Genomic DNA, 23832 nt, shown 5'->3' on the forward strand with positions numbered 1-23832 from the left:
TTTTGCAGCGTCGCAAACCACACGAGGTTGGCGCTGGCCCCCTCCTCACCCCCAGGAGTCGTTGTCATGGCTGTGCAGGTTGTCCGTTTCGAATATCAGAACACCGTCCAATGGGGACGTATTCACAATCAGCGCATCACGCCCGTTTCTGGGCAATACGCGACAACCGGCGAGTTCATCCGGCAAGTCAGCATCGAGCAGTTGCGCGACCTGAAGAGCCCGACACTCGAACTCAATCAAGTGCGGCTGCTCTCCCCGGTCACCCGCAACCAGCAGTTTGTCTGTCAGGGTGCCAACTACCGTCAGCACATGATCGAGTCCGGGATGGATCCGGACGCCAAGTCGTACAACATGATGTTTACCAAGGCAGCCAGTTGCATTTGCCCGGCCGACAGCGACCTGATCAAGCCACGCCATGTCCGCTTTCTCGACTACGAGATCGAGTTGGGCCTGGTCATGCGCAGCGACATCAACGGCCCGGTCCAGATTGACGACAGCAACCTGCACCAGTTCGTGGCCGGGCTGGTCATCGTCAATGACTATTCGGCGCGGGACATCCAGATTCCGCAGATGCAGTTCTACAAAGGCAAAAGTTTCCGCACCTTCGGCCCGGTCGGGCCTTATTTGTGTCTGTTGGAAGCCAACCAGATGCACTACCTCAAGGCCTTGCAGCTGCGCCTGACCGTCAACGACCAACTGCGCCAAGACGACAATACCGCGAACATGGTTTACACCCCTGCGCAGACCCTGACAGAACTGTCTGCCGTGCAAGATCTCGCGGCCGGAGACCTGATTGCCACAGGCACTCCGGCCGGCTGTGCGCTGGCCATTCCATCACCCGCCACCCAGCGCATTGCCGCCCTGCTGCCCGAGGCCCTCAAGTGGAAACTGTTTCTGAAGGCCCAGGCCCGTCGCGAGCGCTACCTCAAGCCGGGCGACAGGGTCGAGGCGAGAATCCGTAGCGCGGACGGCATTGTCGATCTGGGTGTCCAGCGCAATCTTGTCGTCGAGCAAGACTGATCAGAAGCTGTGATTCAACTGCAGCCCAAGGCCATTGACCGTGTTCTGGTAGGTGGCGCTGTAACCCGGACGCAGCCCGCCCTGAGACGTGTCCTGTGAAACCTTCACCGGATCTTCGTGGATGTAGCCGTATCCCAGATCAAGCGAAGTCTGATCGGTCATCTGCCAGTTCAGGCCAACCGTGAAAATCTTCCGGTCTCCCGTTGGTGCACGGGTGGACGTGTACTGATTGGGCATCGGTGTCGGCTCATAGGCGATCCCGCCACGAACCTTCCATTGCTTGTTCAGGCGATAGGACATGCCGGTGGAGAACGACCAGGTATCACGCCACTTCAGGGTTTCGAGGATCGTATCGAAAGGGCCATAGGCCTGTGGCACACCGGAGTTCAGCACCCTCAATTCCTGCACGCGACTCCAGCGACTCCACAACGCACCGGCGGAGACATCCAGTCGATCATTGATGCGCCAGGTCGCCGAGGCATCGACCGTTTCCGGTGAAGTGAAATCCAGGCTCGCGTCATATTTGCCGTTGAGCCCCGGCAGCCCCAGCCCCGGGATCGGTGCCAGCAATCCATTGGCACCGGAGACCTTGGTCTTTCCGCTCAGCTTGTAATCGACTCTGGAGTGATAGGTTAGCCCCAGGGTCAGGTCGTCGAGCGGGTCGAACAGGATGCCCAGACTGAAGCCCATGGCCGTGTCGTCGCCGGTGACTTTGACAGTTCCGTCGCCCTGCCCGCCCACCGCGTTGTTGGCGATCTTGCTTTCGAGCAGCCCGTCGATGCGGTTGATCGTCGGCCCAAAACCCACGGACAGTCGATCATTGATCCGGTAACTGACCGTCGGCTGCAAGGTGACGACCTTCACCTGAGTCTGCGAGCTGCGGTAGCGTCCCTGGAAGTTGCTTTCGTAGTCCGTGCTCCCGCCAAACGGGGCATAAACCCCGAACCCAACGTGCCAGTCCTCGTTGAGTTGCAGCGTGTAGAAGCCCGATGGCACGACAATCGGATCAGGCACCATATCGCCGTGCGAAGTGCCCGACACCGTGGTATTGATGTTGCTGATGCGCGAACTGACATCAATGAAACTGAGACCGCCACTGACGTGTTCACCCGCCAGGCGGGACATGCCGGCGGGGTTGCCGTAAACGATCGAGGCGTCCTGCACATCAGAAGCCCGACCGGAATAAGCCTTGCCTCCCGAGCTGATGCTCTGTTCGTTGATTTGCAGGCCGTTGGCCAGGAGTTGAGTGGAGGTGAGGCAAAGCCCCAGCACACAAAGCTGATTTCTTATTGTCATGATCTGGCTCTTGTTATTTTTTTGGTGGGCGCGAACACCCAAGGCACGCGGATGGATCGTTGGATTCAATGATGAGATAGGTCGCCGGCCATCCATGGCGACGGGTTTGGTTCAGCGTTTGCGCATCCGCTCTGCCAGCGCACCGATCGGTCGGGTCATGCTGCGTCGCAAGCGTTGAGAGAAGGATTCGCCCTCATAGATCGGTGCCGGGGTGACCACTTCATTTGGCTGGCTGTACTGCGGAAAAAGACTGAGTGCATGGGCACGGTTGATGCCATGCATGATCGCCGGCGACCACATCTCCAGGCTTTCCAGCGTCCGGCACTGCAGCGCCGTGGCGGGAGCCGGGGCGAAGGGATAGTCACTGCCGAAAAGAATGTGTGACGGTTCCACCAGTTCCTTGAGCGCCGCCATGGAATAAGGTGACGGTGACAACGCCGTGTCGAAGTAAAAGCGACGGATGTAGGTCATGACGCCTTGCGGCGCGTGCTGCTGAAATTCCGGCAACATGTTGGCCAGCGAGACACGCCAGGCTACAAACGGCAGGAAGCCGCCGGAGTGGGACAGAATCCAGCGAATGCCGGGATAGCGCTCCATGGTCCCGCCAAGGATCAGATTGACCGCCGCGCGCGTGGTGTCGCAGAGAAACTCAATGAGAAATCCCGGGGTCTGCAGACCGATGCTTTCGCTGGTCTGGTGCATGTTGGGATGGATGAATACCACGGCTTTTCGGCGGTCGAGTTCGGCCATCAGTTCGTCGAAGCGCGGATCACCCAGAAACACCCCGTCGGTGCTGCCCAGCAAAACAATGCCCTCGGCCTTAAGCACGTCCAGCGCATGAACGGCTTCACGGCAGGCGGCCTCGGTGAACGGCATCGGCAGCACCGCAAAGTTGCCGAAGCGGCTCGGATAGCGTGTACGCATCTGCGCAGCGAACTCGTTGCAGCGTCGCGCCAGCTCGCTGGCTTGTTGGACCCCGTCACCGAAGTGGACGCCGGGCGCAGACAGCGAGGTAATTGCCCGTTCGATGCCGTTCGCATCCATCACCTCAATGGATTTTTCCGGGGTCCAGTCTGGCAGCGGCGCTCCCGCAACGGAGTGCAGCCCTCTGGCATTCATCGCATCGACGAATGCAGGTGGAATGATGTGATGGTGGACATCGATACGGCCTTGCTTGATTGACATGCTGACTCTCTTGTTTGGGCTTCGACCGAGCGCCTGCGGCCACTGGGTAAAGAACCGTGCTCGGTGGCCGTACAGCTCTTGAGATCAATATTGAACATTTGTGTTCAATTATGTCAATGATCGGTAAACGCTGATTTGCTTTATTTTGAACGCGCTTGTTCAATGTCCTGAATCTCTCCGTTGGAGCTCATTGCTTTGAAACTCAGTCCCGTGCAGAAGCGCATCCATGAAGCTGCGATCCGGCTGTTTGTCGAGAAACGTGTCGAAGAGGTCAATGTCAGCGAACTGGCACAGATCGCCGGGGTAGCGCGCGGCACGATCTACAACAACCTCAACTCGGTGGAGACGCTGTTCGAAGATGTCGCCAGCCAGCTCAGTGCCGAAATGAACGACAGGGCCGCGCGCAGTACAGATCCCCATGCGTCCCCTGCCGTCCGCCTGGCCACCGGTATCCGCCTGTATATCCGCCGCGCCCATGAAGAGCCGCACTGGGGCGCGTTCATCGTGCGCTACGGGGCCAGCAATGAGACGCTGCAACAGATGTGGAGCGGTCCACCCATGCACGATGTGCTCAGCGGCCTGAGCAGTGAGCAATACAGCTTTCGACAGGAGCAGCTGCCTTCGGTGATGGCGATGATCGGAGGTGGCGTACTGGGGGCCACGATGCTGGTACTTCAGGGTCACAAGACCTGGCGCGACGCGGGTTCCGATATGGCCGAATTCGTTCTCAGGGCTCTCGGCGTGCCAGCCGATGAAGCGCGCGGCATAGCTACACAGGATCTGCCCCTTCTCGCAGCCTGAAGTCCTACGCTGATTTTCTTGAGCCAGATCCCTTGGGGAGTCTGGCTTTTTTATTGCCCGCAAAATGACAACTGAACACTGTTGTTCAATTATAATCTTGAGTGTTAGAGTCTGTCGCAAGCACTGACCCACCGCCCGGGTCGAAGTGCCTTACGCCAGGAACTGACAATGAACAATAAAGAACCTCTTCCTGCCCTGACCTCGCGAACGGTACAAGTGGGTCGTCGGCAGATTTTCATCAGCGAAACGGGCGTCGGCCATCCCCTGCTGATGCTTCACGGTGGCGGAGCGGGAGCCTCGGGGCTCTCAAACTACTCGCGCAATATCGAATCGCTTGCCCGGCAGTTCCGCGTCATTGTGGCCGACATGCCCGGTTACGGCCGATCCACCAAAGGTGTGGATCGCAAGGACCCCTTCGGCGATCTGGCGGGGGCGATGCTCGGCCTGCTCGACACCCTGAACATCAGCAGCGCTCACGTGGTGGGCAACTCTTTGGGTGGCGCCTGTGCCTTGCGCATGGCGCTGGATGCACCCGGCCGGGTGTCGGCTTTGGTGCTGATGGGCCCCGGTGGCGTCAATACCACTCGCAGCCTGCCGACACCCGGTCTCAAGCTGTTGCTCGACTACTACAACGGTGAAGGCCCGACGCTGGCCAAGATCACGCGTTTTATCCGCAACTACCTGGTGTATGACGGCAGCCAGGTCAGTGACGAAATGATCCGCGAACGTTTCGAGGCGAGTATCGACCCGCAGGTCATTGCGGCCCCTCCCCTGCGCCGGCCAACCGGTATTCCCCGCTTCTCGCGCTGGGACTTCACCCGCGATTCACGCCTCAAGCATTGCCAGGTTCCGACCCTGGTGCTCTGGGGCGCGGACGACAAGGTCAATCGTCCCAGCGGCGGCGAGGCGCTGCGCAGTCGCATGCCGGATTGCAACCTCTACCTGTTCAGCCGGACCGGTCATTGGGTGCAGTGGGAACGTGCGGACGAATTCAACTCCGTGACCCTGGCGTTCCTCGCCAGTCGCACAGCGCGCTGAGTTGTCGTCATGAATAATCAAGCAACGATCAGTCGAACAACGCCGGACATCTTCGGCGCCAGCAGCATGGGCTATGCGTTGATCGAGTCACGCCACTTGGCTCGTTGGCGTGAGCTGCTCCAGCACGGCATCGGCCTGCACCTGGCCAGCTCGGACGAACAAACCCTGGCTTTCCGTATGGATCAGCACCAGCGGCGGATCATTATCCAGCGCGGTCCGCAGGAGGATTTTCTTGCCGTCGGCTGGCAATTACGCGACCAGGCCACCCTCGATGAAGTGCTCAAGCGCCTGCAACGCCTCGGTATCGAAGCGCAACCCAGCCAACCGGAAGAAGCCGCACAACGCGGCGTGAAAAGGTTCTGGCGGGTGCTCGGCCCCAAACGCATGGCCGTCGAGCTGTTCTGGGAGCCGCTGCTGACCGACAAGCCCCTGAACATGCTCAGTGCAGGTTTCATCACCGGTTCCGCCGGGATGGGCCACCTGGCGATCACCTCGCGCAAACCACAGCAGATGCAGCGCTTCTGGCAGGAAATATTTGATGCCAGAGCCAGCGACCACATCGTCGAGCGGATTGCCGGAGTGACCCTGGACATTGATTTCTTCCGGGTCAACGAACGTCACCACTCGATTGCCATCGCCCGTTTGCGTGGCCTGCCGATGGATCCGATTCGTACCCGTGTGCAGCACATGAACCTGCTGACCACCTCGGTCAGCGAACTGACCAATGCCTATTTGCGCTGCAGGACCCTCGGTTTCGAAATGGCCCACGAAATCGGTGAGCACCCCAACGACCGTGAGCAATCGTTCTACGTGATGAGCCCCAGCGGTTTCGAGCTGGAACTGGGTTGCAACGCCAGGGTGGTCGATGAGGCGCATTGGCGCACAACCTCCTATCAAGGCATCAGCCTTTGGGGGCATCGCCCGGAGAAAAGCGGTGCCTGGTACACGTTGACCACCAACCTGCGCAACTTCGCCCGTGGCACACGTTCGTTGCTCAAGCCCGAATATTCACCGCTGTAAGAGAGATATCGTCATGAATAACAAAAACGAGTCTGTAACGAGCGTCGACGTGATTATTTCCGGGCTTGGCCCGACGGGCGCCACGCTCGCGCATCTGCTCGGCAAGCGTGGTCTGTCGGTACTTGTGCTAGAACGCGAGCCCATGTTTTACGGCAACGCCCGGGCGGTCTATACGGACGACGAATGCATGCGCGTCATGCAGGCGGCCGGTGTTGCCGCCGAGCTTTCAGCCAACATGCAAGTCGATACACCCGCTCAATGGGTGCTGGCCAATGGCAAGATCCTCGGCCAGTACTGGCGCCTCGATCGCCCCTATGGCTGGCCGATCATCAACTTCCTTTACCAGCCCTGGCTGGAAACCACGCTGAGCGATCTGCTCGAGCGTTACCCCAATGTGCGGGTTGCCCGTGGTCGTGAACTCACGCAGTTCACACAGGATGAACATGGGGTGACCGTGACCCATCAGGCCACCAGCACCTTCCGCTTCAGTGATGCGACGGATGCCCGTCAGGCCTGCGAAGTCGATCCGGACCCGCAAACCATTCGCGGGCGCTATCTGGTGGGGGCTGACGGCGGCCGCAGTACGGTCCGTGAGGCCTTGGGCATCGGCATGAGCGGCAAGAACTTTCCCGAACCCTGGCTGGTGGTCGACCTGGAGATGAAGGAAGGCGAGGAAGCCTTGCGTCATCTGCCCTACTTCAGCTTCATCTGCGACCCTGAATGCCCGACGGTCTGCTGCCCTCAGCCCGGTCGTTTCCATCGCTTCGAATTCATGCTGATGCCCGGCCAGACTCGCGAACAGATGGAAGACCCGACAGTGGTGCGCAACCTGATCAGCCGTTACGTCGATCCGGACAAGTTCGAGGTCAAACGCAAGCTGGTCTACACCTTTAACGCGCTGGTGGCGAAGGATTGGCGCAAGGGCCGGGTTTTGATTGCCGGCGATGCTGCCCACATGACGCCGCAGTTCATGGGCCAGGGCATGAGTTCCGGCGTGCGTGACGCCTACAACCTGGCCTGGAAAATCGACGCCGTGATCAAGGGGCAAGCCGGTGAGCGGCTGCTCGACACCTATGGCAGCGAACGCTTCCACCATGCCAAGGCGATGATTGATATTTCGGTGCAGATGAAGGACTTCGTCTCGATGTCCAGCCCCGTTTCCAGCCTGATGCGCAACCTGCTGGTCAAGACCGTCCTGGCGACGCCATTTCTCGGTCGCTATGTTCGCGAAGGCCGTTTCAAACCGGCCCCGACCTATGCCCCTGACAGCTATCTGGGCATGCCACGCCGCCATCGGCGCTCGCCGGAAGGCCGGATGATTCCGCAACCCGAAGTCCGCACCTTCAAGGGCCAGCGCGTATTGCTCGATGACCTGCTGGGCGACGGTTTTGCCTTGATCGGTCTTGAAGTCGATCCACGCGCCCACCTGAGTCAGGCCTCCCGGAAACTGCTGGATATCCAGAACACGCGTTTCGCCACCCTCTTCCCGTTCGGCACCCGTCCGCAGGGCGCCGATACCGATCGTTCCAATACCCAAGAGTTGGTCGAACTGGAGGATGTGCAGGGTGAGATGGTCGCCTGGTTCAAGCGCTCGGGGTTCTCCTGCGGAGCCGTCGCCGTGGTGCGCCCGGACAAATTCACCTTCGCCATGGTCGAGGCCGCGGATCTGGATCGGGCCATCAACGAACTCAAGTTCCAGCTGCAATGGAGCTCCGGTGCTGAAGTCGTCGCAGACGAGCCTCGACTGCTGAGGAAAATCGCATGAGCCAGTTCCCTCTGAAGCCTCTGCAAGACGCCGCCGCTGCCCTGGCCAGAGCACGGGAACAACGCGAACCCTGTGCGCGGATCTCGTCCACTTTCGGTATCGATTCGTTGACCGGCGCCTATGCCGTACAGGAGATCAACACTCAACTGGCCCTGGCCCAGGGGCGGCGTCTGGTCGGCCGTAAAATCGGACTGACCTCGCCTGCCGTGCAACAGCAACTGGGCGTCGATCAACCGGATTTCGGCATGCTGTTCGCCGATATGGAAATCGCCGATGGCGGTGAAATCCAGATCAGTCAGTTGATCCAGCCCAAGGCCGAAGGCGAGATTGCGTTCGTTCTGGGCCGCGATCTTCCGTATGAAGATACGACCCTCGCGGAACTGCTGCGGGCGGTGGAGTACGTGGTGCCTGCGCTGGAAATCGTCGACTCGGCCATCGAGAACTGGAACATATCGCTGGTGGACACGGTGGCGGACAACGCTTCATCCGGGCTGTATGTGTTGGGTAAACAGCCGACTCCACTCGCCTCGCTGGACCTTCGGCTGGAAGGCATGCTGCTGGAAAAAAATGCCGCCACGGCTTCGATCGGTGTCGGCGCTGCGTGCCTCGGCAATCCGGTGGACGCCTGCCTGTGGCTGGCTCGCACCATGGCCCGGATGGGCCGGCCCTTGCAGGCCGGCGACGTGCTGCTCTCCGGTGCTCTGGGGCCGATGACGCCTGTCGTGGCCGGGGACAGCCTGCACTTGCACCTGACCCGACTTGGCCAGATCCGTTGCCGCTTCATCTGACCTGCCCGTCCTTCTACGCCAGGCTGTCGTGGCCTGGCCACTCTGAGAGATTGCTCCCATGAGTCAAACCAAACTCAAGGTCGCCATCATCGGTTCCGGCAACATCGGCACCGACCTGATGATCAAGATTCTGCGCAACGCCAGACACCTGGAAATGGCGGTGATGGTCGGGATCGACCCTGCATCCGACGGCCTCGCCCGCGCCGAACGCATGGGCGTCGCGACCACCCACGAGGGGGTTGAAGGCCTGACCCGCATGGACGCGTTCAAGGACATCGATTTCGTCTTCGATGCCACCTCGGCTAGCGCCCATATCGAGAACGAAAAACGCCTGCGCTCGATCAAGCCGGGTATCCGCCTGATCGACCTCACTCCGGCGGCTATCGGCCCTTACTGCATTCCAGTGGTCAATCTCGAGGAAAACCTGGATCGACTCAACGTCAACATGGTCACCTGTGGTGGTCAGGCGACCATTCCAGTGGTCGCCGCCGTATCCCGTGTTGCCCGGGTTCACTACGCCGAAATCGTCGCCTCGATCGCCAGCAAATCCGCCGGCTCCGGAACCCGCACCAACATCGACGAATTCACGGAAACCACCTCCAGGGCTATCGAAATGGTGGGTGGGGCGTCCAAAGGCAAGGCGATTATCATCATGAACCCCGCCGAACCGCCACTCATGATGCGTGACACGGTGTTCGTGCTGTCCGAAGCCGCCGATCAGGCGCAGATCGAGGCCTCCGTCGAGGAGATGGTGGCGGCAGTCCAGGCCTATGTGCCGGGCTATCGCCTGAAACAGAAGGTTCAGTTTGACGTCATTGCCGAATCGGCACCCTTGAACATTCCGGGGCTGGGACACTTCAGCGGCCTCAAGACCTCGGTATTCCTTGAGGTCGAAGGCGCCGCCCATTACCTGCCAGCCTACGCCGGCAATCTCGATATCATGACCTCCGCTGCCTTGGCCACCGCCGAGCGCATGGCGCAGTCGATGCTCAACGCCTGAAGGGCCCGACATGACATTCAATCCCGGCAAGAAAATCTATATCTCCGACGTCACCCTGCGCGACGGCAGCCATGCCATCCGCCATCAGTACTCTCTTCAGAATGTGCAGGACATTGCGCGCGCACTGGACAAGGCCAGGGTCGATTCGATCGAAATCGCTCACGGCGACGGCCTGCAGGGTTCGAGCTTCAACTATGGTTTCGCTGCCCATACCGATCTGGAATGGATCGAAGCGGCGGCCGATGTCCTCGAGCACGCCAAAATCACCACCCTGCTGCTGCCGGGGATCGGCACGGTGCACGACCTCAAGGCCGCCTATGACGCCGGCGCACGGGTGGTGCGCATCGCTACGCACTGTACGGAAGCCGACGTTTCGAAACAGCACATTGAATATGCTCGCGAGCTGGGCATGGACACCGTCGGTTTCCTGATGATGAGCCACATGATCGCCCCTGAGCACCTGGCGGCCCAGGCCCGGCTGATGGAAAGCTATGGCGCGACCTGCGTGTACATGGCCGACTCCGGTGGCGCGATGAACATGCAGGATGTTCGCGAGCGCTTCCGGGCTTTCAAAGCCGTTCTGAAACCGGAAACCGAAACCGGCATGCACGCCCACCACAACCTGTCGCTGGGCGTCGCCAACTCTATAACCGCCGTCGAGGAAGGCTGCGACCGCATTGACGCCAGTCTCGCAGGCATGGGGGCCGGCGCCGGCAATGCGCCGTTGGAAGTGTTCATCGCCGCCGCCGAACGGCTCGGCTGGAACCACGGCACGGATCTCTACACGCTGCTCGACGCCGCCGACGACATCGTTCGCCCGCTGCAGGATCGGCCGGTGCGGGTTGATCGTGAAACCCTGGCACTGGGTTATGCGGGCGTCTATTCAAGCTTCCTGCGGCATGCCGAAATTGCCGCCGCCAGGTACGGCCTCAAGACCCTGGACATACTGGTCGAACTGGGCAGACGTCGCATGGTTGGCGGTCAGGAAGACATGATCGTCGACGTCGCGCTGGACCTTCTCAAGCGCTGAACTGCGCAACATTGCCGGCTTGCCGCCCACGCAGCGGTGGGCCGGTCCTGGATAAGTGCATGTGCCGAGCGCTGTCAGGTCAGCCCTGGTGCGCACCGTCTGACCCGCCAGCTGCTGAGCGCCGCACAGACTTACTCGCAAACGCCGGTAGCAGGTCGTGTGCCATCGAAGGTGCGTATCCAGGACAACAACTTTATTCTTCAGCATGACCGGAACGGCGGTGAAGCGTATGTGCTGATGCGGAACAAGTAGTCAGCACTTTTACTCCGCGTACGAAAAAAAGCCCGCAAGTTGCAACCGCACTTCCGGACTGCGTAAATTCTTGGTGCTGCAGCACCGATGTTAAAGGACGAATTATCGATGGGTACATGGTCAATTCATGCATTTGGTAACGACGAAGCAGCTGATTTTGCTATTGAACTGAGCGAGTCCAGCGATTTCGACCTGATCCAGTCAGCGCTGGAGGATGTAATCGTAGCGGATGAGTATCTGGAGGCTCCAGAGGCAGACCGTGGGATAGCTGCTGCAGCGGTTTTGGCTTTGCTCAACGGCCAGGAAATCCCTGGAGCCCCTGATGAGGCGATATCTACTTGGGTGAAGAGTCAAACGACTAAACCAGGTTCGGCTCTGCTCACCAAAGCACAAATGGTCATTGAGCGTGTGTTATCCGAAAACTCAGAGCTCGCGGAGCTTTGGATCGAGAGTGACGAATACGAGTCTTGGCAAGACGGACTGCGCCTTATAAAAGCATCGCTAGGTCGATAGTATCGAAAAGAGGACTGACTTAACTTCTCAGCAAATAAATCAGTCCCCTTTTCTGTCCCCTTTTCTACTTCTACTCAGGGATTCGGCAGTTCTCGTACGCCTCAAGCGGCAGCCCCGACCTGGAGCCAACAACAACACCGGTCAACCCGCAATGAGGGCAACAGGCGTGCCTTTCGTTGTACCACTTTGTGATTTGGGCGGGTTCTGACCATTGGCCGCAGGCGCTGCAAATGCATTTTTCACTCGCGTTAATTTCCTCACGATTGTTCCAACCATGATCGCTGGCCGACTCGTCCAGCCACTGTAGGCGCGCCTTTGTTGCATCATCCATCGAACAGACCTGATCGCTCATTTACATGACGCGATTCTAACGCAGCGCCGCTCAGTGGGTATCGGCGTGAGACGTGCCCGCAGGCATAACGATACAGCCGGAGGTGCGCAAACGTGAAGCGCAACGGCCAAGTGTGCGCAGGCTTGGCCTCCCTATTGTTCTTCCTGTTTTCACAGCAGCGTGAAAAACTGCGCGCTCTCGTAACTCTTTTTTGCCTGCATCGATGGAACTGCCGATGGACATCATGGATACCCAGCAAAAGAACACCCTCGAAAAGTCACTCAGGCTTGCGTCAGCAGGCTGGCTGGGTAAATTGCTTGGTTTTGGCAAGGCATGACGGAGCATAACGCCGGACTGACCGCAGAACAGGCCTGTGAATTTGTGCTCGGCCTGTCTGACGGCGTCATGAGAGATGGCAAGCCCGAACGTTTTGTCATTCAGTTCTGTGAGCTTTCGGCCAACGGTGATTACTGGGTCATTCGCAGTAACAGTGAGGATTTCGTCGTCCACGGCATGACGGAGCACTGTTACGTCGGTGTTAATGCGCACTTGATCAACGTCAGGACGGGCGAGCATGAGATGGTCGTCGGTTGGAGTGTCGATGATCATCTGCAAGACAAATACGACCTGGAGGCAGCCTCGGGCAACCCGTATGTACTGACTCCAATATTTGACCGGACTGACAAACCGGCACTGGTCAACTTGCGCCGAAAACTGCAATGCAACTACCCGCAAACCTTTGCATTGCTCACGGGGGAACAACGACTTTGGCTCACGGGCAAACGCCGGCTACTTCAAGACGCGCAGCGAATGCTTCTTGAGCAAGGCATAAACACCCAAATCGAGTTAGTGCCCGATGCGGGTGAAGCCATCGCCATCGATGTCGAGACCTGGTACACCGAAGCGGTATTGAAGGCTGTGCGCAAAAAATTGTGTTGATAGGTTTGAAATGCTCCGAACTCGCACGAGTTTCAACACAAGTGAATGATGTGGTAAACCTCCCACGCCAAAATCCAACTGCCAAGGAAGTCCAATTGCAAGACTCCAAATATCTGGAAGACCTCCGCTCCCGCTTCAACGCTGGAGAGGATCTGAACTATGTCTTTTTCTGGGGACACCAGCGCAGCAAGCACGGCGTCACTGCTTCGTGCTTCAGCCAGTGGTTCGAAGCCGAATTCGTTGTAGACGGGCAACGCTACGCGACAGCCGAACATTTCATGATGGCCGAGAAGGCCGCCTTGTTCGGCGATCAGGACATTCGTGCTCAAGTGCTCCAGGCGCCCACACCCAACGCAGCCAAGGCGCTTGGCCGCAAGGTGCGCGGCTTCAACGAACACGATTGGCTGGAACATCGATACGAGATTGTCGTCCGGGCCAACCGGGCCAAGTTCTCGCAAAACCCGGAACTGCATGCGTTCCTCAAGGAAACCGGCTCCAGCATCATCGTCGAGGCAAGTCCGGTCGACAGCATCTGGGGCATCGGGCTCGCCCAGGACCACCAAAACGCGAGCAATCCCGACCTGTGGCAAGGCCTGAATCTGCTGGGATTCGCGCTGATGCAGATCCGCGACGAAGAATGAGTCGCCCAGGTCGCGGTGATTGACACTGCGACCGGCGCACAGAAGTGAAGTCGGAAACCTTACGCGGCCGCCCTCTCATGCTCGCTTTCATGGACGTAAATCCACGAGATGCCCGATGGGGAGTTCTCATCAAGACGCATCAGCGCGGAGTCGACCTTCTTCTTGGTGATCCCGTCCTTGACCAGATCGAACACCGTCAGGAAAAAGCCACCGGGTAGCGGCGTGATCGAGAGATTGGTGATATGCGATTCGGGGCTTCCGGCACGCTTGCCATGCAGGCCCCAGAGTCGTTCCCAGTAGTCGGCCCGTTCCATGATCTGGCCATCCGTGAGCACCACGCGAAAATCGTCCGCCAGCGCATCGTACAAAGGCTTAATGGCGCCTTCCGATTGCGAAGACATGCCCCGTGACCACGGGAAAAACAGGTTGTACCAGCGATACACCTCGGCTTCGACGAGCGCTGTTTTGTCTGAGGTTTCGAGTACTCGATTGCTTGCCATCTGCGTTCTCCTTAACAAGTAAAAAGGCGCGGGATCTCCGTTACGCATCGAGCGAACGATGCTCCGCGCCTTTCAAGATCCATCCTGAAAGCGGCGTCACCGGGCTCAGCTAAAGTGATCGTTTCCCAAGGGCTGCTGTCACTTCGCTGACCCGGATAAAAAATAGTCTTTACCCTGTTGGATAGTATTGAGAACTGACCAATGGTCAAAGATGGCCGAGCGATCGTTGTCCTCCTATCCGGGGCCAGCGGCGAAGATGGCATACTCCCCTGAACCTGATCATTTCGGAGACCCTTATGCTTCGCGTGTTTGAACGCAGGCTCGATCCTTTCCCGCCCGACGAGGCGCCGCCACCGCCCGTTGGCCTGATGCGTTTTCTGTGGGCCTGCACCCGGGGTGCCCGTGGCTACGTGCTTGCGCTGGCGCTGCTCAGTGCCAGTGTGTCGATCTACGAAGCCTGGCTGTTTTCGTTTCTCGGGCAAGTGGTGGACCTGCTCTCGACCTGGCAGGCCGGCGGCGCCGCGAGCGGTCAGGAAAGCCGTGTGCTGTGGGGCATCGCCATCGTTTTGCTCACCAGCGTCGGTCTGGTCGCGCTGCGCACGATGGTCCAGCACCAGATTCTGGCGATCAACTTGCCGCTGCGCCTGCGCTGGGACTTCCATCGCCTGATGTTGCGGCAAAGCCTTTCGTTCTTTTCCGACGAGTTCTCCGGCCGGGTCACGACCAAAGTGATGCAGACCGCGCTGGCCGTACGCGAAGTCCTGTTCACGATCATCGAAATCGCCCCCGGTATCGGCGTTTATTTCATTGCGATCATCGCTTTGGCCGGTGGGTTTGCCCTGAAACTGATGCTGCCGTTCATTGCCTGGGTCGCCCTGTTCGGGCTGGCGATGCTGTATTTCGTGCCGCGCCTGGGACAGGTCGGGCAGGAACAGGCCCATGCGCGCTCGTCGATGACGGGGCGTATTTCCGACGCTTACACCAACATCACCACCGTCAAACTGTTCTCGCACTCCAACCGCGAAGCGCACTTCGCGCGGGCGGCGATGGAAGACTTCAAGCTCACCGGTTTTCGCCAGATGCGTCTGGTCAGTCAGTTCGAGATCGTCAATCAGGCCCTGGTGGTCGGGCTGATCCTGGGTGCCGGGGGTTATGCCCTGTGGCTCTGGCATCAGGGTCAGGTCGGTGCGGGCGCGGTGGCGGCAATTACCGCCATGGCGTTGCGGATCAACGGCATGTCCCACTGGATCATGTGGCAGATGACCTCGCTGTTCGAAAACATCGGCACCGTGCAGGACGGCATGGCCACCCTCACCCGCGGCCCCAAGGTGCAAGACGCACCCGACGCCGGCGTGCTGGTGCCTTCCGGCGGCGCCGTGGCCTTCGACAACGTGCATTTCAACTACAACGGCGAGCGCCAGGTGCTCGACGGCTTGAGCCTGCACATCCGCGCCGGGGAAAAAATCGGTCTGGTGGGCCGCTCCGGGGCCGGCAAATCGACGCTGATCAATCTGCTGCTGCGCTTCTATGACGTCGACAGCGGTACGATTCGCATCGACGGGCAGAACATCGCACAGGTGACGCAGGACAGTCTGCGCAGCGCCATCGGCATGGTCACTCAGGATACGTCGCTGCTGCACCGTTCGATCCGCGACAACATTGCCTACGGACGTCCGGACGCCACCGATGCGCAGGTTCACCGTGCTGCGGTCAACGCCCAGGCCGACGGCTTCATCAGCCAACTGAGCGACCGCCAGGGCCATACCGGTTACGACACGCTGGTCGGCGAGCGCGGCATCAAGCTGTCCGGCGGTCAGCGCCAACGTATCGCCATCGCCCGGGTGATGCTCAAGAACGCGCCGATCCTGCTGCTCGACGAGGCCACCAGCGCACTGGATTCCGAAGTCGAAGTCGCCATCCAGGAAAGCCTCGATGAAATGATGCAAGGCAAGACCGTCATCGCCATTGCGCATCGTTTGTCGACGATTGCCGCCATGGACCGACTGATTGTCATGGACGAGGGCCGCATCATCGAACAAGGCACCCACGCCGAACTGCTGGAACGAAACGGCACCTACGCGCGGCTCTGGCAGCATCAGAGCGGCGGTTTTCTCGGTGAAGATCAAGGGCTGGATGAAGCAATGGACCGGGCATGAACCGTTCCTGCCGAACACTGAAATTTTGAGGTTTTGAATGGTATTTGCAAAAACCTGGCGAGCGTTTGCCGTCCTGACGATCTGCCTGTCCGGGGCCCAATACGCCGAGGCCGACGCGCCGCTGCTGTACACCCTGAACGCCACCAAAACATTGCCCGGTGACGGTCATAGTTGGGGATTCGCCGCCCTGCAACCACAGAGCGCGCAACTGTTCGTCGCTCGCCGCGAAAACGGCCTGTCGGTGTTCGACGTCGACCAGCAGAAACTGCTGAAGACCCTCGACAACTCCGCCGGCGCCAATGCTGTTGCCTTCGTACCGGAACGCAACCGCGCCTATGTCGCCAACATGGATGGAACGCTGGGCATCGTGGCACTGGATCGTCTGCAAGTGCTGCAGCGACTCAAGCTCGATTCAGGCAACCTCAACAACCTGGTCTACGACGCCAGCCACGACCGGTTGATCGTCACCAGCGGCCGACGCGGCGATCATTCGACGCTGTATCTGATCGATGCGAAAACCGATCGCCTGACCGATGCGGTGGATGTGCCGGCGCAAAAACTCGACGGCCCGGTGATCCTTGAAAACGGCCACTTCATCGTTCCCATGCGCGACGAAGATAAAGTCGCCGTGCTCTCAGGGGCGAAGCTTGAACAGCAGCAATTCTGGACATTCAAGGGTTGCAGCAAACCCAGCGCACTGGCCGTGGACGAATCGCGTCAACGCCTGTTCGTGGCTTGCCGTGGCGCTGACCCGATTCTGGTGGTCGCCGACCTGAAAACCGGCAAGGCCTTGAGCACCCTGCCCATCGGCCGCGCCGTGAATGCGCTGGCTTACGATCGGGTGAAAGACCAGTTGCTGGTGCCCAGCGGCGCCGATGCCAGCCTTGCAGTGGTCCAGCGCGACAATCAGAATCAGTACAAGTTGCTCGGCAGCGTCGGGACCCGGCCATGGGCGCACAACATGGTGCTGGACGCCCGACGCGGTCAGGCCTATCTGTTCACCGCCGACTTCACCCAACCGGCGCCAAGCCGGGAACAACCCAAGCCCGACCCGGCATTTCACCCCGACACCTTCACCGTCCTGACTTACAAATCGCAGTAAGCGTCAGGAAGCCTCGATGACCTCGGCGGCGTGTGCCTTGCGCCGCCGACGCTCGAACCACAGGTAAACCACCGGCGTGGTGTAGAGCGTCAGGATCTGCGAAACCGCCAGGCCACCGACAATCGCAATTCCCAACGGCTGACGCAATTCCGAACCGGCACCGTGCCCGAACGCCAGCGGCACCGCGCCCAGCAATGCCGCCAGCGAAGTCATCAGAATCGGCCGCAAGCGCAACAGGCACCCTTCCCTCACCGCTTCACGCGGCGACAAGCCACGCTGCTGCGCCTGCAAGGTAAAGTCGACAATCATGATCGCGTTCTTCTTGACGATGCCGATCAGCAGAATGATCCCGATCATCCCCAGCACCGACAGGTCCTGCCCGCACAGCATCAAGGCCAGCAGCGCGCCGAAACCGGCGGACGGCAGGGTCGAGATGATCGTCAGCGGGTGGATCGCGTTTTCATACAACACGCCAAGCACGATGTAGACCGTCAGGATCGCCGCCAGAATCAGCCATGGCTGCGACTTCAGCGAATCCTGAAATGCCTGGGCCGTACCCTGGAAACTGCCCGCCACGGTGTCAGGCATGGCGACCGCCAGCGACGCCTGATTGATCGCGCTGACCGCCTCGCTCAAGGCATGCCCCGGCGCGAGGTCAAACGACAGGGTAATGGCCGGGAACACGCCCTGATGGTTGATGATGATCGGCACCTGCTCGGTCTTGAGACTGGCCAACAGGTTCAGCGGCACCAGTGCCCCGGAGCTTGCGCGAACAAACAGATGCTCGAGGGTGGCGATGGACGTTTGCCAGCTCGGATCGAGTTCCAGAATCACATGGTTCTGATCCAGCTGGGTGAACATGGTCGCGATCTGCCGCTGGCCAAACGCGTCGTACAGCACGTCATCAATGGCCTGCACGGTCACGCCCAGACGCGCAGCGGTCGGACGATCAATCACCAGCGTCGATTGCGGAATGGCCTGCTGCTGGTCGGAAGTCACGTGCTGCAATTGCGGCAAGGTCTTGAGCTTGGCCAGCAGCACTCCGCTCCAGTGATCCAGCTCGACGCTGTCCGGGTCCTGCAGGGTGTATTGATATTGGGTCTTGCTGGCCCGGCCGCCGATCTGGATGTCCTGGTTGGCCTGCATGAACACCTTGACCCCGGACAACCCGTCGAGCGCCGGTTGCAAGCGCTGGATGACCTGCGCGGCGCTGGCCGTGCGCTCACTGAAAGGTTTGAGGTTGATCATCACCTTGCCTTGGCTGACCGTCGGGTTCGGGCCGATCCAGAAATACACCCGCGCTACCGCCGGATCCTGGCCAATGATCTCCGCCGCACGGTTGACCTGCGCACGCATGGCCGTCGGCGAAATGTCCGCCGCCGCTTCCGCCACACCTTGAATCAGACCGTTGTCCTGTTGCGGAAAGAAGCCCTTGGGAATCCCGACATACAGCACCGCTGTCGCCGCGAGAGTGGCGATGGCCACCGCCATGGTGATGCGCTGATGATCGAGCACCCAGTCCAGGCTGCGCCGGTACCCGTTGTGCAACCGGTCGAACACTCGCTCGCAGGCCTGGGCGAAACGCCCCTCCTCCTGATCGGCATGGGGTTTAAGCAGCCAGGCGCAGAGCATCGGCGTGATGGTCAGGGAGACGATGCCGGACATGATGATCGCTACGCTGACAGTCACCGCAAACTCACGCATCAAGCGCCCGACGATGCCGGACATCAACAGGATCGGCAGGAACACCGCAATCAGCGACACCGTCATCGAGACGATGGTGAAGCCCACCTCGCGCAAGCCATCGACTGCCGATTGCAGGCGCGACTTGCCCATCTCCAGGTGTCGGACGATGTTTTCCATCACCACAATGGCGTCGTCCACCACAAACCCGACGGCAATCGCCAGGCCCATGATCGACAGGTTGTCGAGGCTGTAGCCGAGCAGATACATGACACCGAACGTGGCCACCAGCGACAGCGGAATCGTCAGGCTGGGAATCAGCGTGGCGGTGGCCTTGCGCAGGAACACGAAGATCACCACGACCACCAGCGCAATCGACAGCAGCAAGGTGAACTGCATGTCATTGACCGACGCTTCGATGGTCTGGGTGCGGTCGCCCACCACTTGCACCTGCACGTCGCGGGGCAAGGACGCGGTCAGCTCCGGCAACTTGGCCTTGATCGTGGCGATGGTCGACAACAGGTTGAAACCCGGTTGCTTGTGGATGTCGACGATGACCGTCGGTTCGCGTCCCAATTGCGCGGCTTGTTGGGTGTCCTCGGCTCCGGCGATGACCCGGCCCAGATCGCCTAGCTTGATCGGCATGCCGTTTTTATAGGCGACGACCTGATCGCGATAATGCTGCGGATCGAGCAACTGGTCGGTCGCGCCAAGGGTGATCGAACGGCTCTGGCCATCGAGGGTGCCCTTGGGCTGATCCAGAGTGCTGACGCCAATCACGCTGCGTACGTCTTCCAGTGTCAGACCGCGAGCGGCCAGCGCATCGGGATCAATCTGCACGCGCACCGCCGGTTTCTGCTCGCCATGGAAATCCACCAGCCCGACGCCGGGCATTTGCGACAGGCGCTGGGCGATGTAGTTGTCAGCGTAGCGATCCAGCTCCGGCAGCGTGCGGGTCGGCGACGTTACCGCCAGCGACAGCACGGTGCCTTCCGCCGGGTTGACCTTGTTGAAGGTCGGCGCGCTGGACATGGTCTTGGGCAGGTTCGGGGTGGCGGTGTTGATCGCCGTCTGTACGTCCTGGGCGGCACCGTCGATGTCCCGCGACAGGTCGAATTGCAGCACCACCTGGGTCTTGCCGGCGGCGCTGGACGAGGTCATCGAAGTGACTTGCGGCACGGCGGCGAAGGCCCGTTCCAGTGGCGTTGCCACCGACGAGGCCATGGTTTCCGCGCTCGCCCCGGAGAGTTTCGCGGTGACCTGAATGGTCGGAAAATCCACCGTCGGCAGCGGCGCCACCGGCAACTGGAAGTACGCGAAAGCCCCCAGCAGCATGACGCCCAGCGCCAGCAGGCTCAGCCCCACACGCCGTTGAATCAGTCCGGCCAGCGCATTCATCGGGCGGCCTCCGCCAGATCGGCGCTGGTGTCAGTCTTGACCGGCATCACCTTCAACCCCGGCGCCACCCGCGACTGGCCCTGCACCACGACGGTTTCGCCGGCATTCAGGCCCTGACGAATCCACTGCTTGCCGTCCACCACATTGGCGGCGTCCACCAGACGCGGCTGTACCCGCTGATCGGCATCGACCACATAGACGAAATTGCCCTGACGCCCCAGTTGCACCGCATCGGCGGGTACCACGGCCACGTCGCGATGGGTCTGCACCAGCAGGCGCGCACTCACCAACTCACCCGGCCAAAGCTTGGCATCAGCGTTGTCGAACTGCGCCTTGAGCTGGATCTGCCCGCTGGCCGCCGTCACCTGGCTGTCGATGAAGCTCAGATGACCTTTGGCGATTTCCTGCTGGCCATCGCGGGTCATCGCGACCACTTGCAAGGCACCTTTGGCGTTCTCTTCGAGGATCTCCGCCAGTTCGTCCTGGGAGACGGCGAACGCGACGGAGATCGGATTCATCTGGGTGATCGTCACCAGCCCCGTCGCCTCGGCACCGTGGGCAATCGCGCCAACATCCAGCAGACGCTGGCCGGTGCGGCCGGTCAGCGGCGCTTTTACCTGGGTGAACTCCAGTTGCAGCCGCGCCGCATCCAGCGCCGCCTGGTCGGCCTGCACCGTCGCCTGTTGCGCGGCCAGTTGCGCGCGGTAAGTGTCGACATCCTGAGTCGGGCCGGCCTTGGCGGCGGCGAGTTTGCTCGCCCGGTCGAGGTTGACCCTGAGGTTCGCCAGTTGCGCCTGATCCTTGGCCAGCAACGCCTGCGCCTGGGCGACCTGGGCCTGATAAACCCGTGGATCGATCACCGCCAACAGGCTGCCGGCGGTGACGGTCTGCCCTTCGTTGAACAGGACTTTCTGCAACTCGCCGTCCACCCTCACCCGCACATTGACGCTGTTGAGCGCCTGCACGTTGCCGATGGCGCTGATCCACACCGGCAGATCCTGACGGCTGACCTGCGTCATCTGTACCGGGATCGCACCGGCATCAGTTTTCACCGGCGCAGCGTGAGCCTGTTTGATCCATTGAAAACCGCCGACGGCCACCGCCAGCGAAAGTGCCGCGACGCCCAGGAAAACGGTGCGACGACGTGGGTGCAGGACAGTCATGGATGAGTCACCTGAACAGAAGAATTGAGTGCGAGGGCGTCAGCGGAAAAGTCCCCGCCCAGGGCCCGGAACAGGCCGACCGCCGCTTGAAGGTGTTGCAGACGAACCTGCAACAGCGTGTCTTCGGCCTGATATTGCGTGCGTTCGACGATCAGCAGCGTCTGGAAGTCGGTGGAGCCGAGGCGGTAGCGAACCTGCGCCAGGCGCGCCGCTTCCCGTGCCGAATCCACTGCCGAGGCGTTCAGCGCGTAACTCTTGTCGAGCTCGCGGGCGGCGCTGATCTGGGTTTCGACGTCTTGCAGGGCTTCGACGATGGACTCGCGATAACTGGCGGTCAGTTCCTGTACGTGGGCCTGATCGAAATGCAGCTGGCCCTTGAGTTGGCCCCCGGCAAACACCGGTTGCCCGAGGGTGCCGATGACGCTCCAGATCTGCCCGCCGGCGAGGGTGTCGATACCACCCAGCAGGTCCAGCGACAGATTCGGCAGGAACGCGGCACGGGCCACGCCGACGTCGAAGTTGGCAGACTTCAGCCGCGCTTCGGCAGCCTGAATGTCCGGCCGCTGACGCAGCAGGCCGATGGGCAGACCGGTCGCCGGTTGCGGCACTTGCACGGCGCCGAGGCTGTCGCCCTGCAAATGGAAACCCTCGGGCGGCGCGCCTACCAGAACCGCCAGTTGATACAGCGCCTGATCCCGTTGCTGACGAAGAGGTGGCATCGCCGCTTCGAAGGTCTGCATGGCGTTGCGCTGCTGGGCGACTTCGAGGTTGGAAACCGCGCCCTGACTGGCCTGGACTTCCACCAGATCCAGCACCTGGCGGGCGTCGTCGGCTATCGACTGGGCCAGACGCAGGCGCTCTTCCAGCGACAGCACCTGAAAGTAACTGTCGGCGATGCTCGCGCTGAGGCTCATGCGCAGGGTCTGGGCATCGAACGCGGTGGCGTTGGCCAGCGCATCGGCGGAATCGGCGGCGGCGCGCTGCTTGCCCCAGAAATCCACTTCATAGGTGGCTTCGGCAAACACGCTGCGTTTTTGCGTGGTGCCGTAGTTGTTCTGGCGCTGATAGTTGCCGCCCAGATTCAGCGCCGGATATTGCCCGGCGCCGGTGACCTGCGCGGAGGCCCGCGCCTCGTCGATGCGGCTGATCGCCGCTTTGAGGGTGAAGTTGGAGGCCAGCCCACGGTCGATCAACTGATCCAGCTCGGCGCTGTGAAACTCGCGCCACCATTGACCGCCCGCAGCGGATTGACCGCCAGAAGCCGCGTTCCACTGTTGGGCCAGCGGCAACCCGGGCTGCCGATACTCGGGCACCATCGAACAGCCGCCGAGGGTCAATACGCCCAGCAGAATCAAAGTCGCCGATGATTGAAATGCAACGCGCCGTCTGCGCGCCTTGGTCTTTGGAACCGACATGAGCAAGCTGTCTCCCCGCTTGAGCCTTTGTGGAGCGATCCACGAATGCGGCGAAGATAGCGAGGGGTGCCTGCCAGAGCGTTCCCCGGCAGATAAACTTTTGTTTAGCCTTGCTCGGGCGTCGTCTGGAAGCTGTAACCGGCGCCGGGGATGGTCCGGATCAGCGAATAGTCGAAACCGTCATCGAGTTTGCGCCGCAAGCGGTGGATGTGTTTGTCGATGACGTTGTTGTTGGGGTCGAAATCGTAGTCCCAGGCACTGTCGAGCAGCATGTCGCGGGTGACGATCTGGCCGCTGTGGCGCATGAGTTTTTCCAGCAACAGGGCTTCGCGGTGCTGCAAGGCAATCACCTTGCCCCGCCGCACCGCTGTGCGCGTGGCGCAGTCCAGCTGCAACTCGCCAACCACCAGTTGCCGCGCCGGCCCCGCGACCTGATCGCGCCCGCGCAGCAAGGCTTCGAGCCGCGCCAGCACTTCGGCGAAGGCATAAGGCTTGGCCAGATAATCGTCACAACCGGCCTGCAGCCCTTCGACCTTCTGCTCGGTCGAGGCCTGGGCGCTGAGCATCAGGATCGGCACCCGCACCTGTCGTGCGCGCAAGGCCTTGATCAGGCCGATGCCGTCGAGGCCGGGCAGGCGTCGATCGACGATCAGCACGTCGTGAATGCCTTCCAGCGCCATGTCCAGACCGCTGTTGCCATCGCCGGCGACATCGACCACATGCCCGCTTTCGCTCAAACCGCGCAGCAGGTAAGCGGCGGTCTGGGCGTCGTCTTCAACCACGAGAATGCGCAAGG

20 protein-coding genes are annotated in these 23832 nt (G+C 60.7%); 13 read left to right on the forward strand and 7 right to left on the reverse strand.

Annotated features, from left to right (window positions below; translation table 11 throughout):
- The first annotated feature begins 66 nt into the window (after positions 1–66).
- A complete protein-coding gene (locus tag ACKLNA_RS06540) occupies positions 67–1020 on the forward strand; it encodes a fumarylacetoacetate hydrolase family protein (protein ID WP_408985297.1) in 954 nt (317 codons plus the stop codon).
- On the opposite strand, the gene ACKLNA_RS06545 is transcribed toward ACKLNA_RS06540, so the two are convergent.
- Complete coding sequence (locus ACKLNA_RS06545; RefSeq protein WP_408985298.1) at positions 1021–2316, reverse strand: OmpP1/FadL family transporter; 1296 nt, start codon at positions 2314–2316, stop codon at positions 1021–1023. It abuts the gene before it with no gap.
- 111 nt (positions 2317–2427) lie between these two features.
- The gene (locus ACKLNA_RS06550) at positions 2428–3501 is read right to left on the reverse strand and encodes an amidohydrolase family protein (RefSeq protein WP_096821691.1); all 1074 of its coding nucleotides are present in this window, start codon (positions 3499–3501) and stop codon (positions 2428–2430) included.
- A gap of 195 nt (positions 3502–3696) precedes the next feature.
- Between ACKLNA_RS06550 and ACKLNA_RS06555 the strand changes: the two genes are divergently transcribed.
- The 10 genes from ACKLNA_RS06555 to ACKLNA_RS06600 all read left to right on the forward strand — a co-directional run bounded on the left by ACKLNA_RS06555 (position 3697) and on the right by ACKLNA_RS06600 (position 13619).
- A complete protein-coding gene (locus ACKLNA_RS06555) occupies positions 3697–4302 on the forward strand; it encodes a TetR/AcrR family transcriptional regulator (protein ID WP_085710178.1) in 606 nt (201 codons plus the stop codon).
- A 168-nt stretch (positions 4303–4470) separates the two neighbouring features.
- Entirely contained in the window at positions 4471–5340 is an 870-nt protein-coding gene (locus tag ACKLNA_RS06560; protein WP_408985299.1) for an alpha/beta fold hydrolase, read from the forward strand.
- Between the two features lie 9 nt (positions 5341–5349).
- The gene (locus ACKLNA_RS06565) at positions 5350–6360 is read left to right on the forward strand and encodes a VOC family protein (RefSeq protein WP_408985300.1); all 1011 of its coding nucleotides are present in this window, start codon (positions 5350–5352) and stop codon (positions 6358–6360) included.
- 13 nt (positions 6361–6373) lie between these two features.
- A complete protein-coding gene (locus ACKLNA_RS06570) occupies positions 6374–8125 on the forward strand; it encodes a bifunctional 3-(3-hydroxy-phenyl)propionate/3-hydroxycinnamic acid hydroxylase (RefSeq protein ID WP_408985301.1) in 1752 nt (583 codons plus the stop codon).
- Entirely contained in the window at positions 8122–8913 is a 792-nt protein-coding gene (locus ACKLNA_RS06575; protein WP_408985302.1) for a 2-keto-4-pentenoate hydratase, read from the forward strand. Before ACKLNA_RS06570 ends, ACKLNA_RS06575 begins: the two co-directional genes overlap by 4 nt.
- A 58-nt stretch (positions 8914–8971) precedes the next feature.
- A complete protein-coding gene (locus ACKLNA_RS06580; protein WP_408985303.1) occupies positions 8972–9913 on the forward strand; it encodes an acetaldehyde dehydrogenase (acetylating) in 942 nt (313 codons plus the stop codon).
- 10 nt (positions 9914–9923) lie between these two features.
- Complete coding sequence (gene dmpG, locus ACKLNA_RS06585) at positions 9924–10943, forward strand: 4-hydroxy-2-oxovalerate aldolase (protein WP_408985304.1); 1020 nt, start codon at positions 9924–9926, stop codon at positions 10941–10943.
- Positions 10944–11282: 339 nt separating this feature from the next.
- Positions 11283–11708, forward strand: a complete 426-nt coding sequence (locus tag ACKLNA_RS06590) for a DUF4259 domain-containing protein (RefSeq protein ID WP_408985305.1) — start codon at positions 11283–11285, stop codon at positions 11706–11708.
- A 664-nt stretch (positions 11709–12372) separates the two neighbouring features.
- Positions 12373–12978, forward strand: a complete 606-nt coding sequence (locus tag ACKLNA_RS06595) for a hypothetical protein (RefSeq protein WP_192553534.1) — start codon at positions 12373–12375, stop codon at positions 12976–12978.
- 95 nt (positions 12979–13073) lie between these two features.
- Positions 13074–13619 (forward strand): NADAR family protein, encoded by a 546-nt coding sequence (locus tag ACKLNA_RS06600; protein ID WP_085709878.1) that lies wholly within the window; start codon positions 13074–13076, stop codon positions 13617–13619.
- Between the two features lie 59 nt (positions 13620–13678).
- On the opposite strand, the gene ACKLNA_RS06605 is transcribed toward ACKLNA_RS06600, so the two are convergent.
- Positions 13679–14119, reverse strand: a complete 441-nt coding sequence (locus ACKLNA_RS06605; RefSeq protein WP_085709877.1) for a hypothetical protein — start codon at positions 14117–14119, stop codon at positions 13679–13681.
- 296 nt (positions 14120–14415) lie between these two features.
- On the opposite strand from ACKLNA_RS06605, the gene ACKLNA_RS06610 reads away from it, so the two are divergent.
- Positions 14416–16275 (forward strand): ABC transporter ATP-binding protein, encoded by a 1860-nt coding sequence (locus tag ACKLNA_RS06610; protein WP_408985306.1) that lies wholly within the window; start codon positions 14416–14418, stop codon positions 16273–16275.
- A 37-nt stretch (positions 16276–16312) separates the two neighbouring features.
- On the forward strand, positions 16313–17377 hold the full coding sequence (locus ACKLNA_RS06615; protein WP_408985307.1) for a YncE family protein: 1065 nt from the start codon (positions 16313–16315) through the stop codon (positions 17375–17377).
- 3 nt (positions 17378–17380) lie between these two features.
- Here the strand turns inward: ACKLNA_RS06615 and ACKLNA_RS06620 are convergent, their stop codons facing one another.
- The 4 genes from ACKLNA_RS06620 to ACKLNA_RS06635 all read right to left on the reverse strand — a co-directional run bounded on the left by ACKLNA_RS06620 (position 17381) and on the right by ACKLNA_RS06635 (position 23830).
- Positions 17381–20458: an efflux RND transporter permease subunit gene (locus tag ACKLNA_RS06620; RefSeq protein ID WP_408985308.1), complete on the reverse strand. Its 3078-nt coding sequence runs from the start codon at positions 20456–20458 to the stop codon at positions 17381–17383.
- Positions 20455–21621, reverse strand: a complete 1167-nt coding sequence (locus ACKLNA_RS06625) for an efflux RND transporter periplasmic adaptor subunit (RefSeq protein WP_408985309.1) — start codon at positions 21619–21621, stop codon at positions 20455–20457. The genes ACKLNA_RS06620 and ACKLNA_RS06625 overlap by 4 nt, the downstream gene beginning before the upstream one ends.
- Entirely contained in the window at positions 21618–23036 is a 1419-nt protein-coding gene (locus ACKLNA_RS06630) for an efflux transporter outer membrane subunit (protein ID WP_408985310.1), read from the reverse strand. Before ACKLNA_RS06630 ends, ACKLNA_RS06625 begins: the two co-directional genes overlap by 4 nt.
- A 104-nt stretch (positions 23037–23140) precedes the next feature.
- Positions 23141–23830, reverse strand: a complete 690-nt coding sequence (locus ACKLNA_RS06635) for a response regulator transcription factor (protein ID WP_114882989.1) — start codon at positions 23828–23830, stop codon at positions 23141–23143.
- Positions 23831–23832: the final 2 nt, after the last annotated feature.

It is taken from the genome of Pseudomonas sp. UV AK001 (assembly GCF_046097675.1).
GTDB classification, from domain to species: domain Bacteria; phylum Pseudomonadota; class Gammaproteobacteria; order Pseudomonadales; family Pseudomonadaceae; genus Aquipseudomonas; species Aquipseudomonas kribbensis.